The following is a 14,310-nucleotide window of genomic DNA, read 5'->3' as shown; positions in this document are numbered from 1 at the left end:
CGGACCAGCGGACCGGACCGGCGACCAGATCGGCGGACCGGCGGACCGGACCGGACCGCTGGCTGAGTGTGGACGTGACGTGCGTGAGCCCTAACGGACCCGGATCGGGGTGCTGAGCAGTCCCGGTTGCCCGTCGACGAGCTGGCGCAGCGTGTAGGTGCCGGAGACGACACCCGGGATCGTGACCTTGCCCTTCGGGTTCGCCTTGCGCTCGATGACGACCTCACCGCCCAGCCGGAGCTGGACCGTGGCCCCGGGAGTGGCCAGGACGTGCATGGCCTTGCCGGTGATCTTGTCCAGCGTCGGCGCAGCAGACACCGACGCGGTCGGGTCGCCCTGGCTCGGCAGCCCGTAGTCGCAGACGCCCTCGGGGAAGATCTCCTGCAGACGCGAGACCTGAGCACCGCTGGGCTCCCAGTCCCCATAGAGGTCCTCGGCCACGGCGGTCTGGACCGGCATCAGGTTGCACTTGTAGATGTCACCGGTGATCGGTCCGCCGGCCTCGATCCGCGAAGTGGTGTGCAGCTCGAAGCTCTGCGTGCAGGCGCCCTCAGGCCCGTCGTCGAGGATGCCGGACCAGACCCCGTCGCCGCGGGCGATCTCATCGCCGTCGCTGGTGACACAGCGGTCGGCCGCCAGCGCCGGGGCCGCCTCCGTCACGGTTAGGCTCGGGTCGGCAGCCAGGTTGGCCATCCACTCATCGATGGTGTCCAGAGCCTGATGCGTGAACTCCGCCTCGGGCCCGTCGCCGTTGGCGTCGGTGCCCATGAACCAGATGACCTGGCCGTCGTGGTCGCCCTGGCCGTCCAGCAGCCGCTGACGCACCGCGAACGACTGGTGGGAGTTGTGCATGTCGAGCACGTGCTCGAGATAGGGCCGCGCGTCGATGATCGGGATCTCCCGCGGGAGGGAGCCGCGGAAGACCAGGCCCGAGTCATAGACGTTGGAGATCGCGGTCAGGTCGCCGGTCGTGCGCGGGGCGGGAGTCACTCCCTCGTCGGGGGAGAGGTTGGCGTTGCGCAGGGACCACGGGTCGAAGAGCTCGGTCCAGGGGATGTCACCTGTGGCCAGGCCCACCCGCACTGCTCCGATTGGTATGCCGCGGCCCTGGGCTATGCGCGCCAGGACGGTGTTGAGGGACTCGAACGGGACGCCCTCCTGGACCATGTCGGGGGTGTCCTTCCACCCGCCCACCTCGGCGTTGACCTCGAGGAACTGCTCCGGGGTGATCACGCCGGAGGAGACCGAGCTCAGGCCGTACTGCACCCCGACGTTGTCCCATGTGGAGCGGGCGAAGCCGGTCTCCGGATCGGTGCCGTAGGCCTCGCGGGCGTCGTCCCAGTGGGTCCGCTCGATCTGGTCCACCTGGTCACCGAGCAGCTCCCAGTTGGTCTCGGAGCCATAGAGCGGGTTCATGGCCAGGGGCAGCAGCCCGAGCCAGCCTTCCAGGCACTCGCTGGAGCCGCTCTGCTGAGGCAGTTGTATGCCGAGCGCCGCCAGTCCCTCCTTGGCCTCGTTGAGGGCCTCCGCGTTGTCGCCGAGGTAGCCCTCGATGGAGTTCAGGCCCTGCAGCAACTTTCGGTTGTCCCAGTCCTGCCAGTAGCCCGCATCCTCGGCCTCCAGGTCCATCCACCGGTCCAGCAGGGCGCAGTCCCCGACGTGGATGGTCTGGGTCGTCATGTCCGGGTAGGGGACCTGAGGCACCAGGGCGTCGAGAAGGTCGGGGTGGTTCTGGGCGTAGACGTATTGCTGGATGCCGCCGCCGGAGCCGCCGAGCCCGACGGTGTAGTCCGGCTCCCCGTGGGTGGCCACGAAGTGGTCCTTGACCATGACCGCGGTGCGGCCACCGACGAGCAGGTTGTAGTGGTCCGCGGTGATGGTGCCGGTCGAATACATGACGGCGTAGCCCATCCCCAGCCGGTCCGGGTCGCCCTTGACCGCCCGCGCACGGGTGCCACGATCGTCATACCGACCCTGGGTGTGCCCGATGCCGACGCCGCCCTGGAACTGGAAGAGCAGGCGCCCGTTCCACAGGCTGTCGTCGCCGTCCTGCGGGTCGCCGCTGGTCACCTCGTCCTCGGTGGCCAGCATCGAGATCGAATAGATGAACCGGTTGAGGACTCCGCGCTCGTGCCGGACGAGGTAGGGCACCTCGGTGCCGTCCATCAGGGTGGTCGTCGCCAGCGTGGTCCCGGCCGGCATGGCTGCTGCGATGTCGGCGACCGGGTCGGCCCCGTCGCCCCGCACGACGTGCGGTAGGCCGGTGGTGTCCACCGCGTAGTACCAGGTCTTGGTCTCGGCGAAGCAGTCCTTGCTGAAGCCGATCACGTCCCCGTCCGCGTCGAGCACGGGTGTGCCGATGCCGTCCTGGTTGTCCACGACAAGGTCCAGCCCGTGGTCCTGGGCCGTGCACGCAAAGGGGTACTGCACCGGCGGATCGGCCGCCAGCTGCGGCACGTCACCGACTGCGACCGGGGCTCCGGCCAGCATGGTGAACCCCAGGGAGGTGGCCCCGAGGAGAGAGACAAGACGGGAGCGGAGTCCAGTTGCCATGGTGCACTTCCTTGTGCCAGCAGGTCCCGAGTGATTGGACCATACCGCTGGACGCACGCTCCGTAAAGACCCTGGTCAAGGGGCGTGCTAGCCCGTCGGTGGACCCGTCGTTCAAGGGTGCGCCGGCCGGGCCGCCACCGATGGCGGCCCGGCCGGGGTGGTCAGGCGCCGTAGCGGTCGACCAGTGCCTCGAGGTCCTCGAGGGACAATTCGTCGCTCATCCCCATCATGGGCACCTTGATGACTGGCATCGAGGTCATGAAGGCCGCCATGGCCGGGTCCTCGCTGTCCGGCCCGAACAGCGTGCCGAAGTCGCCGAGCGCGTCGGTGAGAGCGGCGCCGGCCTCGGGCTGTTCCAGCCACTCACCGATGGTCGAGTGCATCGTGAGCGGCCCACTGATCGCGGGTGCCACCAGCTCCACCGTGGTCTCCAGCGGCAGATCGCGCGAGAACTGCGAGCGGTTCTCCCGCCCGCGGTCGAGGACCAGGTCGATGCTCGCGCCGCGACTCACGCAAGAACGGACGGGGACCTGCTCGACGATCTCGGGCTCGGCCGGCCAGCCGACGGCCCGATGGCAATAGACCGTGCCGGTGCGCGAGGTCTCCTTGGCCTTCAGCACGATCCCGTCCGGTCCCAGCGGGATCCGCAGAAGGTAGGGCAGGGTCGTGCCCTCCTCCGGGCTACGGGCGATGACGAAGTCCTCAGGCACAGGACCAGCGTAGGCCGCTACAACCGTCGGCGACCGGCACGCACTGCGAAGTCATCCACTGCGTCGGTGATCTCAGGGCTCCACCAGTAGGTGGCTCGGGATGCGTAGTGGGTGCCGCTGCTGACCACTCCGGACTCGAGCAGCGGAGCCATGATGCGCGGGGCGTTGGTCGGTGACGCGCCGAGCTGGTCGTGCAGCGTTCTGGCCGTGATGAGGGGGAAGCGCAAGAGTAGGTCGGCGACCTGCCAGGCCGTCGAACCCCGGCGTGAGCGGATGCGGTCATCCCAGGATGCGCGGATGTCTCGGACCTCGGTCACCAGAGCGGTGGCGTTGGTCACCGCTTTCAGCGAGCTCGCCGTGAAGAGCCGCACGATCGACTCCGGATCTCCGTCGCGATAGCTGTCCAGCGCCTCGTGGTAGCCGCGGGTGTCGGTCAGCAAACCAGCGGAGACTGGAACCACGCCGTGCTGCACGAGCCCGCTCTGGCGGAGCATGACATGCATCAGCGCTCGGCCAGTGCGACCGTTGCCGTCGGTGAACGGGTGAATGGTCGCGAACTGGGCATGGGTGAGGGCCAGTTGACTCATCCGCGGCAGGTCGGTCCGTTGGGCGAAGAGCGCGAGGTCGCTCATGGCGGCAGCGATCTGCTCGTGGTGGGGCGGGATGAAGTGCGCCCCCACGGGAGTGGAGGCATGCCCGCCGATCCACACCTGTTCGGCGCGGAAGATCCCAGCCTGGTGGCGAGGATCAGTGCGCATCAACTCTTCGTGCAACGCCAAGACCCCGGCCACGTCCGGCGCGGTTGCGACATCGATGGCTCGGCGCAGAGTCCGTGCATTCGCGGCAACGAGGCTCGCGTTGCTTGTGCCCTCGTCGTGGGTCGCCTCGGCCAGGGCGATATTGCGCGCCGAAGAGGTGATGTGCTCGATGTCGGATGATGCGATTGACTCACCCCGCAGCAGCACGGCCGAGTGGGGAACGACGTCCCGGCCCATCCGCTCGTCGAACCTCGCGATCTCGGCGACGGCATCCTCGGCTTCGGCCGTGATGATCGCGGGCAGGGCCGGTGTGATCCTGGCGATCTGGGGGACCACGGCCGACTCGTAGGAAGACTTCGAGGCGGCCAGTCGCTCACGTCGTGTGTGACCGACTGCGTTGTGGACCGCTGTCCACGGACGCGTCTCGTGAGTGACCGCCGGCCACGCCTGTTCCACCACGCACTGATGTAATCGCTAATTGCTATAAGTGATAACACATGCAGGATGACCTGCACGTATCATCATCAGAGACTGAGGCGCGCGACCGCCTCGCCGTCGTCCATCTCGCCCGTCAGCACGAAAACCGGCCTTGAGATAGAACGGCTCGGGACCGCCCTTTTCCTGCACCCAGCTGGTCTCCACCGCCGTGTGCCCCGCAGCCCGCAGCTGGTCAGTCCACATCGCCAGCGCGCGGGCGCCGATGCCGCGACCCTGGTGACGGCGGTCGATGAGATACCGCCACAGATAGGGGTCCGGGGTGCCCTCGTTGATGGCGTCGGCCCACATCAGGAAGCCGACCGGCTCGCCGTCCCCCTCGATGCCGCGCAGCACTGCCACGACCGGGTGTCCGTCCTCGGGCTCCGGGAAGAGCGCGTCGACGAAGGACATGTCCATCGGTGCGACGAAGGTCTCCTGCGAGCGGTGCGTGCGCAGCCGGCGATAGCTCGAGACGTTGTCGTGGCTCAGCTCGACCAGCCGCACCTCCTCCGGTGGCGTGAGCGGCCGGTCCCGCCAGTCGCGCCGCTGCTCGGCGGTCATCGAGTAGTGCAGGTTGTCGTCCCAGGCGCCCCGCCACCAGAACGACTTCTCCGCGAAGGACTCAAAACTCATCCCGAGCCGCTCCAGCAGCCGGGCAGAAGCGTGATTGTCCGGGGACAGCTCACCGACGATCCGATGCACCCCCAGCCGGTCGACCAGGTCGTCGACGACCGCCGACGCCGCCTCGCCGGCATACCCGTTGCCCTGGTGTCCCGCCGCCAGGGAGAACCCGATCTCGGCGATGCCGCAGTGCTCGTCCAGCCCGACATAGAGGTCGCCGATCAGCGCCCCGTCCAGCTCGATCGCCAGCTGGGTCCCCGTGCCCGGCTGCACGTCGTCGCGGTCGGCGTGCGCCGCCACCAGCCGTTCGGCGCGCTCCCGTGGATAGGGCAGGTCCCAGTCCTGGAGCGCGGAGACCTGCGGGTCGTTGCGATAGGCAGTGAGGGCATCGATGTCGTCCTCCCGCAGCATGCGCAGGGTCAGCCGGTCGGTGTGCAGGGGGTATGCCGTGTCGCTCACCTGATCATCGTGGAGCGGTCGCTCAGCGGGGCAACGGGTTTCCGGCAGGTGACCTGCCCCAGTCGCGACCAGTTGATCCGCGGGTGGCGGACGTGACGGTCCTCGCCGGTGCCCTCCCAGGTGATGCCGATCGCGCCGACCAGGGTCAGTGCCTCGGCGACCCGCGGCAGGCTGACCTGCAGCAGGGCATGTCCGCTCCCTTGAGTGAGTCAGGAGTGCAGCAGTCTCAGCCGCACCTCACTCACTTCATGCTCCTCCCCGTTCGCGGGCGCCTCAATGGGTAGTTTTGCCCACGCTCTGGACACCCGATCACGCCTGGTGACGTGATCGGCATACAGCTCGGGATGTAGGCCGGGTGCGCCAGGCTCGCGTCCATCAGCACCTGCTCTGCCTTGGTTCCATGCCACAGCGCTCTCGTTGCCGATGGGATTCGCATGGTAGCGTATTCCCATGAAGGCGACGATTGACTCGGGCGGACGGCTCCTGCTGCCGAAGAGCCTGCGGGACGCATTGGGCCTCGGCCCCGGTTCGACGGTGGATGTGTCGCGTTACGGCAGTGGAGTCCAGATCACACCGGGGGGTCGCACGGCTCGGTTGGAGCGGACCGAGGACGGTCGCTTGGTGGCAACGTCTGAGACTGTCGTCACCGACGACGTGATGTTCGGGTTGATCGACTCGGGCCGGCGGTGAGCAGCGAGCCGCAGGTGGTGCTCGACACGAGCGCGGCCGTGCCGTTGCTTGTGTCGTCGCACGAGGCGCACGCCATGGTCTCCTCCTGGGCGGTCGGGCGAGTGCTCGGTCTCAGCGGTCATGCTCTTGCCGAGACCTATGCGGTCCTGACCCGGCTGCCCGGCGACTCTCGGGTGAGTCCCGCCGACGCGGTGCGGCTGATTGATGACAACTTCCAGTACCGACTGGTGCTCGACTCCGAAGTGGCGGGAGATGCTCATCGAGAGTTGGCGCGTTGCGGGGTGTCGGGCGGAGCGACCTACGACGGACTGGTCGCCCTGACCGCCCGGGCACACGACGCGGTTCTCGTCACCCGAGACGCCCGGGCCAGGCCCACCTACGAAGCGGTGGGTGCGCAGGTGCAGGTGCTCGTCGACACGCGGTGAGCGCCCTCGCCAAGGCGTACGAGTCAGTCGGGCCGCCGCTCGCACCCTTGACGACTGGACAGCAACGACGTGCTGCACGTCAATCCCTGTCGCGCACCTGATCATCGTGGAGCGGGTCGCTCAGCGGCGCAACGGGTTTCCTGCCTGCCACACCTCGCGCGGTGCCTCCGGGGAGGCGAGGACCTCGATGTCGGTGAGCGGGTCGCCGTCGACGAGCACAAGGTCGGCGACTGCGCCCGTGGTGATGCGCCCCAGGTCAGCGCGGCCGATGAGGTCGGCGTTGACCGACGTGGCCGAGCGCAGCGTCTCGAACGTGCCGACGGCGTCGGCCTGCAGCCGCAACCCGGTGAGCTGCTCGGTCTCCAGGGCGCCCATGAGGTCGGTGCCGAAGCCGACGCGCACGCCCGCGTTGAGGGCGATCTGCACGGCGCGCTGGCCCGCGTCGAGGACCTCGGCGTTCTTGGCCCGGGAGACTTCCGGCATACCGAGGTCTTCGCCGTGCCGGTCCATCGCGGCGTAGGTGGCCAGGGTGGGCACCAGGAAGGCGTCGTGCTGCGCCATCAGGGTCGCGGTCTCCTCGTCAAGGAGGTTGCCGTGCTCGATGCTGCGGATGCCGTTGTGCACCGAGTGCACGATGGCCTCGGGGGAGTAGGCGTGGGCCGCGACATAGCTGCCGCGGCGGGCGGCCTCCTCCGAGACGACCGCGAGTTCCTCGGCGGAGTACTGCGGGATGCGTAGCGGGTCGGCCAGTGAGATGACCCCGCCGGAGGTCATCACCTTGATCGCGTGGGCGCCGGTGCGGAAGCGCTCGCGCACGGCCCGGCGCAGGTCGTCAACCCCGTCGACGACCTCGACCGAGTGCCCATCGCACAGGCAGACGTCCAGGTCGGGGGAGCGTGGGTCGCCGTGACCACCGGTCTGGCTCAGCGCCGCACCGGTGTAGAGGTAACGCGGCGAGGCGAACAGTCCCTCGTGGATGGCCGCCGCCAGCCCGGCGTCCCCGCCGGCGACGTCGCGGACCGTCGTGAACCCGCGGCCCAGTGCCCGGCCCAGCCGGCGAGCGGCGACGTGCGCGACATAACTCAGCGGTCGGCCCTCGTTGATGGTCATGTCGAGAGACACGGCATAGGCGTGGAAGTGGGCGTCGATCAGCCCGGGCAGCAGCGTGCGACCACGGCCCTCGATCGTCTCGACCGGGCCACTGGCCTGGTCCTCGGCGCCGGGGCCGACCGCGACAATCCGTCCGTCGCGGACCAGGACCGGGCCGTCCTGCAAGGAGTCGGACTCGCCGTCGAAGACTGCCACGTCAGTGAAGAGGAGGGTCACGTCCCCACGATAGACGTGCGCGTCCTCGCCGTATGCCGTGCGATCGCCCCGGGTGCCGAGGTGAGGGACAGTGCGGTGTGCCGCCGCAGCTGGAGCGGCACATGAAGATGCAGGCCGTGCTCGACCAAGGCAACGACGATGCCGTCCGCGAGGCGATCACGGCGGCCTACGAGATGCAGCGGCGCTAGGTGCGTCCCTGCCCCTGGCGGTTCTCGGCCCGGTCCGACAGGCCCTTGAGTCACCTCGTGAATCACGCGAACTCGTCATAGAAGTTCACGCTCTTCTTTGAGATGTCCCCTGATTTGATCCTCTTCTTGATGTGGCGATACTCGCTTGACGTGATCAACCGGCCATAGTCGGAGTAGATGTTTTTGAGTCCGCCCTTCTTCATCTTCATTTCGCTCAAGGGCTTGGAGGGATCCCACTTCGGAGCCCCTGAGACGTTGAAGTGGATGGTATGCCCTCGTGACGCCGTGAAGTCGATGCCGAGCTTGCTCGTCCTCCGGAAGAACGCTGAGTAAATCCACTTGTTGAGGTCCGGGATTTGCTCCGTGGTGAACATCGTCTTGAGGTCGGCGTCGGCAGTGGCGGCCTTCCTTTTCCCACGCAGCCACCCACTAATCCTCGACGGAGTCAGGGGGGTCGATTTGGCGTGCTCGGCGTCCTTCAGGTTCTTCCCGAAACGGGTGCCTCTCATCCGGTCCATCGCGTCCGGGCCTTCGCCACCCAGGTCGTACAGGCCGATCCAGTCCTTCCTTCCTTTCAGGTAGGCAATCCAGGCCTTGAGGTCGTCATCATGCTGCAGCCCGGGATCCGCTTGGGTGAACTTGGACGACCAGTCAGCTATGTCGTCAACCTCCAGGGCTTCGCGGACGTGAAAGATGCCGGTCGCCGCAGGGTTCATTGCCTGGTTGATCCCAGCGTCCGCGTTGTATGCGTCGATGGTGCGGCGAGCGTGATTCCTCCCTTGGTCCTGGACAGCAAGGCGCTTCGACGTTTCCTTGCGAGCGGTGGATGTCCCGTAGAGGAGGCCGCGCGCATCAGCTCGATCGAGGTCCTTCAGCGGATCCTTGCCACTCTTGACCTTGGATCGTTGTACTACCGCTTGCTGGCGCGCTAGCACCCCGACCGCGGCGGCGTTGCCAGCCGTCCGTTGGAGGGCCATCAGGGCACCGGGGGTCAGGCCAGAGGTCGGGGCGACCCTGGGGTGGGGCGTGACGGGCTCGTCCGTCAGCGGCGGACGATGGCGCAGATTTTGCTGATCCTCGAGGCTCGGGTTGTGCCGACGCATGCTGCCTCCATCCGACGATCCCCCCTGGTGTCGAACATACTGAATCTGCTGCATCCATCACGGGCGAGTGGTGCAGCCGATCGGGCAGTCTTCGCTGCCCGGCTCGCCTGCCGCGCGCGGGGGGCTCCGTGCTCCTCCCAGGACTCCGCCAGCGACACGTCGGCGAAACCGCGGACGCTGTTCGGACGACACAGGCCATGCATGATGGGGACCTGCGTCAACGGAGAGGACAGCACCATGACTGAGCCGCCCCAGGCCGGTCTGGCGCGCGCCGCCAAGCTCTCCACCCTGCCGCTCGGTGCCGCTGCCCGTGCCGTCCGCGGGGTGGGCCGGCGGCTGTCCGGTCAGTCAGCCGAGGACGTCCTCGCGCAGCGCCAGGCGGAGTCCGCACGCCAGCTTTTTGAGGTGCTCGGTGGCCTCAAGGGCGGGGCGATGAAGGTGGGCCAGTTCCTCTCCCTCATGGAGTCGACCCTGCCCGATGAGCAGATGGAGGCCTATCGGGAGAGCCTGACCCGGTTGCAGTCCGCAGCGCCGGCAATGTCCTTCGAGGCGGTGGGCCGGGTCCTGGAGGAGGAGCTGGGGGAGGACTGGCGCTCCCTCTTCAACTCCTTCGAGGAGACCGCGGCCGCGTCCGCCTCCATCGGCCAGGTGCACCGGGCCGTATGGCGCGATGGTCGCCCGGTGGCGGTCAAGGTGCAGTATCCGGGGGCCGAGCAGGCGCTGATGGCCGACGTCACCGCGCTCAGCAGGGTCGCCCGGGTCAGTGGCAGTTTCCTGCCCGGTCTGGAGATGGAGCCGATCCTGGACGAGCTGCGTCGCCGGCTCCACGAGGAGGTCGACTACCGGCTGGAGGGCGACGCACAGCAGCAGTTTGGTCAGTTCTATGCCGGCGACCCGACCTATGCCGTCCCAGGAGTGGTCGACGTGACCCAGCGGGTCCTGGTCACCGAGTGGCTGGACGGCGTGCCCCTGTCCAGCCTGATCGACCGCGCACCGCAGGCCGACCGCGACCGTGCGGGCACGGCATACCTGCGGCTGTTGCTGGAGGCCCCGCAACGTGCGGGCCTCCTGCACGCCGACCCGCACCCGGGCAACTTCCTGCTGCTGCCGGACGGGCGCCTCGGGGTGCTCGACTATGGAGCGGTCAACCGGCTCCCTGAGGGTCTGCCTGACGGGCTGAGCCGGGTGCTCGGCGCTGCAGCCCACGGTGACGCCGAGGAGCTCGTCGAGGTGCTGCGTGACGAGGGCTTCGTGCGACGGTCCGTGGCGGTGGACGCCGAGGCGGTCCGCGGGTTCGTGAACCGGTTCCTGGGACCGTTGCAGGCGGAGGAGTTCACCTTCAGCCGCGAGTGGATGCGCGAGACCTTCGCCGACCTGCAGGACCCCCGCGCCGAGGGTTTCCGGGTGAGCCTGACGCTCAACCTGCCGCCGCAGTATGTGCTGGTGCAGCGGGTCTGGCTCGGTGGGCTGGCCGTGCTCTCGCAGCTGGAGGCGACGGTGCCGATGCGCGAGATCGTCCGGTCGGCGATGCCTGACGCCCTGCGCTGACCTCCGCCGATCGCCCGCTGACGAGAGAGGGGTGTCTCAGTCACCCGGTGACTCAGACACCCCCAGGGAAAGAACCTACGAAATCGTCAGGATGGAGACTCCGGGAGGTGCTGCCCGGACCAGTCGCTGGTCGGCGGTCAGCAGGGTTGCCTGGAAGACACGGCACAGCACCACGTAGTGCGCGTCGGTGACCCGCAGCGACTGGCGCAGGTCCCAGATGTCGTCCAGCAAGGGCTCGACGGAGACGCGTGTGCAGGGGAGCCGTTGCCACGAGGCGAGCGCGCGGTCCGCCTCGTCGGCCGTGATCACGTCGGCACGAGAGAGCCGTGCCAGCGCGGAGAGCACCTCGGTGTCGATGAGGTCCGGAGCGAGGAGTTCTGCGCCTTCCAGCCGACCGAGGGCCAGCTCGCGCAGGGGTCCGGGGAGGACGGCGTTGACGGCGGCGCTGGCGTCGAGGACTAGCCTCACGGACGCGTCGATCGGTTCTCGGGCGCCTCCGACTGGGTGCGCTCGTCCGGGTCATAGTCCATGCGGACCTCGTCAAGGGTCTGCACGACGTCGATGTGACGACTGGGCGTGCGGTCAGCCCGCTGCTCGGCGACCCACTCATCGATCGTGGGCCGGGCGAGATCGCGGCGTAGCAGACGCACGACGTATTCGGACATGCTCACGCTCTGCTCCCGTGCACGCTCGGCGAGCGCGGAGTGAAGCTCGTCCGGGAGGTTGCGAATCTGGAGCATGCTCATGTCATGAATCTAACATGAAGTGATCATGTGTCAGCCGCGTGGACGACTGCGTGCGCTTGGGAAGCTCTGTTTGACTGTTAACACAACTATGACGTAGGCGCTATAGTTGTGTCTATGGAAATCACCACACGGGAGGCGGGCGAGCTGCTGGCCGTGACGCCGGCGAGAGTTCGCGCGCTCATCGCAGCTGACACGCTGCGCGCTCGACGGGTGGGGACACAGTGGCTGATCGACATCGACAGTGTGGAGCAGCAGGCAGCGCTGACTTCGGCGCAGGCAAGGGGCCGTGGCATGGCCCCCCGCGTCGCGTGGGCCGTTGGAGATCTTGTGGATGGGGGAGGTGCTCAGTGGCTGTCCGCCGCGGAGCGCTCCCGTCTGCGTAAGCGTGTCAAGGGCGTGACCAAGGTTGAAGTAGTGCAGAAATGGCTGAGGTCCCGTTCGACCCGCGTCACTCGGTGCCGCATCGGAGTGAGTGACATCGAGGCGCTCCTGGCAGAGCAAGGTGTGGTCCGGACCGGGGTCAGCGCTGCCTCTGCCTACGGGCTGGGACTCGGTGGTGGAGCCAGTGCCGATGCCTACGTCACCAAGGACTTCGAGGAGCGTCTCACCCGGGACTTCTTCCTGATCGAGAGCAGGACTGGCAACTTGACCCTGCGAGTTGTTGACCACGACCTGCACCTGCGCACAGGCCGGTGCGTGGACGCCCAAGTCGTTGCCCCGCGCGTGATGGTCGCTGTCGATCTGGCAGCTGACACGGATGCCCGGACGCGCAGCCTCGGGCGCAGCCTATTGGAGGCCGTGCTCACCGAGTTCAGGGCAGCCGAGTCATGACCGATGATCCAAACCGGGCGGTCCAGGTTTTCCTGGCTGCCATCGCGGCGATCACTGGACAGCAGCCATCGGTGGTGGCAAGCGTCTTCGAGTCGGCCCAAGCGGAGGTGCCGAAAGTGGCGAGAGCAGGTTCAACGGCAGTCGACCGGTTCATAGACCAGATCAGCACTCGACTTGGTCTGGCGCCAAGGGTCACTGCCGAAGAGGCGATCACCCACCGTGATGTGCTTGCCCTGTCCATTGGCGAAATCGAGGACCTGACCCACAGGGACCTACATGCTTTGAGTTTTGCTTTGCGGCACGTGACAGAAGTGGTGCCGACCCTGGACCGAGACCAGGTGGCGTTCCCACCTTTGCCGGCCCACCAGACGGCGATGTGGCGGATACTGCTCGACCTGGAGCAGACTGACCTGCCGTGGGTGCTCGTCGGCGGGCAGATGACGATGCTTCACTGCCTCGAGAACGGGATCGTGCCGCCCCGGACGACTGATGACGGGGACATCGCGCTGAATGTCTGGGTCCGTCGCGATGCGCTGCGACGCACGAGTCGGTTCCTTCACGATCGCGGCTTCACGGAGGACAAGACCAGTGACGGTTATGGCTATCGCTTCCGGCGGGAGGAGAAGACCCTGATTGATGTGCTGCTCCCCGAGGGAATTGATCGGCAGGACTCCCATCCGACAACAATCTCAGGACGACCCGGCGTAAGCGTTGAGGGTATGAACCAGGCGCTCAGCAGAGCCGAGCGCGTGCCCGTCACCATCGCTGGGGTTGACGGGCACATCCGACGTCCGGACCTGCTGGGCGCAATCGTGCTCAAGGCAGCTGCCTATGTCATTGACAGCCGAGACGTCGAGCGGCACGCTCAGGACATCGTGGCCCTGACCGAGATCGCGCTCCAGGATCCTCGGGCCACGCTTTCCCGCGTCACCCCGCACGACCGCCGGCGGCTCAGGCCCTTCGTCAACAAACTAACCGCAGATCACCGCTACCGGCGGCAGGCTGCCGACCGTGAGGCCGTGCACCGGTTCCTGATCCGCTTCGTCGACGAGCCGACCTGAGTCGGAAGCTGGGTTCAGGCCGATCAGCCCTCCGGCCAAAGCGCAGCCCGCGCCAGGGCGACCGCCCGGTGGTCCCCGGGATGTGCCACCGCGTCCTGGCCGCGAGACGTGCGCTCTGTCGTGGCACGCAACGCCATCCACACGGGCCTGACGTTCTCTATCACGTGCCAGCTCTCCACTCCGGAGGGGCCGGTCCCCAGCCCGCAGGCCGTGAGCAGGGCGGCGGTCGGCTCGACGTGGTCGGAGACCGCCTGTCCGGTCGCGGCCGTGAAGAGGGCAAAGAGAGCCACAGTGGCCCGCTGATAGGGATGCTTGTCCTGCAGCAGGCGCGCGGCGATCGCCGCCAGGTAGTCCTGGTCAGAGTTCAGTGACTGCGCCAACTTGGTCCTCCCGGTTGCCCTTGCCATACCAGTCTTCGTCGAAGCCCAGGTCGGTGTAGATCTGCTGGACGTAGGTCGGCTTCATCCACCCGGCGCTGGTCAGCGCGTCGTCGCCGGCCAGGTCCACCATGTAGCGGAACGGCCGCGCGATCAGCGCGATGTCCTCTGCGGTGAGGTCGGCCTCCTGCTCGGACTGCGCTCGCACGCACAGCCGAGACAGCTCGGTCGCCACCGCCGGCGACGCCAGCGCGCGCAGCGGCTCTAGTGCCTCGGGCCAGTCGACCGGCTCGATCCCTGCGGCCCGGGACATCGCCGCAAGGACCTCATCCGCATCGAGCCCGACCAGTGCATCATCACCAGCATCGAAAAAGGGTCAGGCGCCGCTCTCGCCTTGACGGTTCTAGGGGCAGAGGTGACCCGGTCAGGTGGTCGGT

15 protein-coding genes are annotated in these 14,310 nt (G+C 67.7%); 5 read left to right on the top strand and 10 right to left on the bottom strand.

Going from position 1 to position 14,310, the window contains the following annotated elements; all coding sequences use genetic code 11:
* Positions 1-90: 90 nt before the first annotated feature.
* From FNH13_RS15610 to FNH13_RS15595, 4 genes are all read right to left on the bottom strand, one after another.
* On the bottom strand, positions 91-2,553 hold the full coding sequence (locus tag FNH13_RS15610; RefSeq protein WP_143784286.1) for a DUF6351 family protein: 2,463 nt from the start codon (positions 2,551-2,553) through the stop codon (positions 91-93).
* Between the two features lie 161 nt (positions 2,554-2,714).
* Positions 2,715-3,263, bottom strand: coding sequence for a hypothetical protein (locus FNH13_RS19350; RefSeq protein WP_202878807.1), 549 nt, complete (start codon positions 3,261-3,263; stop codon positions 2,715-2,717).
* A 17-nt stretch (positions 3,264-3,280) separates the two neighbouring features.
* Complete coding sequence (locus FNH13_RS15600) at positions 3,281-4,357, bottom strand: Fic family protein (RefSeq protein WP_202878806.1); 1,077 nt, start codon at positions 4,355-4,357, stop codon at positions 3,281-3,283.
* 138 nt (positions 4,358-4,495) lie between these two features.
* Positions 4,496-5,578, bottom strand: coding sequence for a GNAT family N-acetyltransferase (locus FNH13_RS15595; protein ID WP_143784285.1), 1,083 nt, complete (start codon positions 5,576-5,578; stop codon positions 4,496-4,498).
* 450 nt (positions 5,579-6,028) lie between these two features.
* On the opposite strand from FNH13_RS15595, the gene FNH13_RS15590 reads away from it, so the two are divergent.
* Both FNH13_RS15590 and FNH13_RS15585 read left to right on the top strand, forming a co-directional pair.
* Positions 6,029-6,268: an AbrB/MazE/SpoVT family DNA-binding domain-containing protein gene (locus tag FNH13_RS15590; RefSeq protein ID WP_143784284.1), complete on the top strand. Its 240-nt coding sequence runs from the start codon at positions 6,029-6,031 to the stop codon at positions 6,266-6,268.
* Complete coding sequence (locus FNH13_RS15585; protein WP_143784283.1) at positions 6,265-6,693, top strand: type II toxin-antitoxin system VapC family toxin; 429 nt, start codon at positions 6,265-6,267, stop codon at positions 6,691-6,693. The genes FNH13_RS15590 and FNH13_RS15585 overlap by 4 nt, the downstream gene beginning before the upstream one ends.
* A 120-nt stretch (positions 6,694-6,813) precedes the next feature.
* On the opposite strand, the gene FNH13_RS15580 is transcribed toward FNH13_RS15585, so the two are convergent.
* Both FNH13_RS15580 and FNH13_RS15575 read right to left on the bottom strand, forming a co-directional pair.
* Positions 6,814-8,019: a metal-dependent hydrolase family protein gene (locus tag FNH13_RS15580; RefSeq protein WP_143784282.1), complete on the bottom strand. Its 1,206-nt coding sequence runs from the start codon at positions 8,017-8,019 to the stop codon at positions 6,814-6,816.
* A gap of 250 nt (positions 8,020-8,269) precedes the next feature.
* Positions 8,270-9,310 carry a hypothetical protein gene (locus tag FNH13_RS15575; RefSeq protein WP_143784281.1) on the bottom strand — a complete coding sequence of 347 codons (1,041 nt, stop codon included), beginning with the start codon at positions 9,308-9,310 and terminating at the stop codon, positions 8,270-8,272.
* Between the two features lie 237 nt (positions 9,311-9,547).
* On the opposite strand from FNH13_RS15575, the gene FNH13_RS15570 reads away from it, so the two are divergent.
* Positions 9,548-10,858: an ABC1 kinase family protein gene (locus tag FNH13_RS15570; protein WP_143784280.1), complete on the top strand. Its 1,311-nt coding sequence runs from the start codon at positions 9,548-9,550 to the stop codon at positions 10,856-10,858.
* A gap of 75 nt (positions 10,859-10,933) precedes the next feature.
* Here FNH13_RS15570 and FNH13_RS15565 read toward each other — a convergent pair whose 3' ends face one another.
* Together FNH13_RS15565 and FNH13_RS15560 are read right to left on the bottom strand one after the other, a co-directional pair.
* Complete coding sequence (locus FNH13_RS15565) at positions 10,934-11,326, bottom strand: type II toxin-antitoxin system VapC family toxin (RefSeq protein WP_165700149.1); 393 nt, start codon at positions 11,324-11,326, stop codon at positions 10,934-10,936.
* The gene (locus FNH13_RS15560; RefSeq protein WP_143784277.1) at positions 11,323-11,604 is read right to left on the bottom strand and encodes a FitA-like ribbon-helix-helix domain-containing protein; all 282 of its coding nucleotides are present in this window, start codon (positions 11,602-11,604) and stop codon (positions 11,323-11,325) included. The genes FNH13_RS15565 and FNH13_RS15560 overlap by 4 nt, the downstream gene beginning before the upstream one ends.
* Positions 11,605-11,718: 114 nt before the next feature.
* Here FNH13_RS15560 and FNH13_RS15555 point away from each other — a divergent pair, with 114 nt between their 5' ends.
* Positions 11,719-12,435 (top strand): MerR family transcriptional regulator, encoded by a 717-nt coding sequence (locus FNH13_RS15555; RefSeq protein WP_143784276.1) that lies wholly within the window; start codon positions 11,719-11,721, stop codon positions 12,433-12,435.
* Entirely contained in the window at positions 12,432-13,496 is a 1,065-nt protein-coding gene (locus tag FNH13_RS15550; protein WP_143784275.1) for a hypothetical protein, read from the top strand. The genes FNH13_RS15555 and FNH13_RS15550 overlap by 4 nt, the downstream gene beginning before the upstream one ends.
* A 23-nt stretch (positions 13,497-13,519) precedes the next feature.
* Here FNH13_RS15550 and FNH13_RS15545 read toward each other — a convergent pair whose 3' ends face one another.
* Together FNH13_RS15545 and FNH13_RS15540 are read right to left on the bottom strand one after the other, a co-directional pair.
* A complete protein-coding gene (locus FNH13_RS15545) occupies positions 13,520-13,876 on the bottom strand; it encodes a hypothetical protein (protein ID WP_143784273.1) in 357 nt (118 codons plus the stop codon).
* A complete protein-coding gene (locus FNH13_RS15540) occupies positions 13,854-14,186 on the bottom strand; it encodes a hypothetical protein (protein ID WP_143784272.1) in 333 nt (110 codons plus the stop codon). Before FNH13_RS15540 ends, FNH13_RS15545 begins: the two co-directional genes overlap by 23 nt.
* Positions 14,187-14,310: the final 124 nt, after the last annotated feature.

This window comes from Ornithinimicrobium ciconiae (assembly GCF_007197575.1).
Taxonomy (GTDB): domain Bacteria; phylum Actinomycetota; class Actinomycetes; order Actinomycetales; family Dermatophilaceae; genus Ornithinicoccus; species Ornithinicoccus ciconiae.
This window is presented reverse-complemented; position numbering and strand designations above follow the sequence as displayed.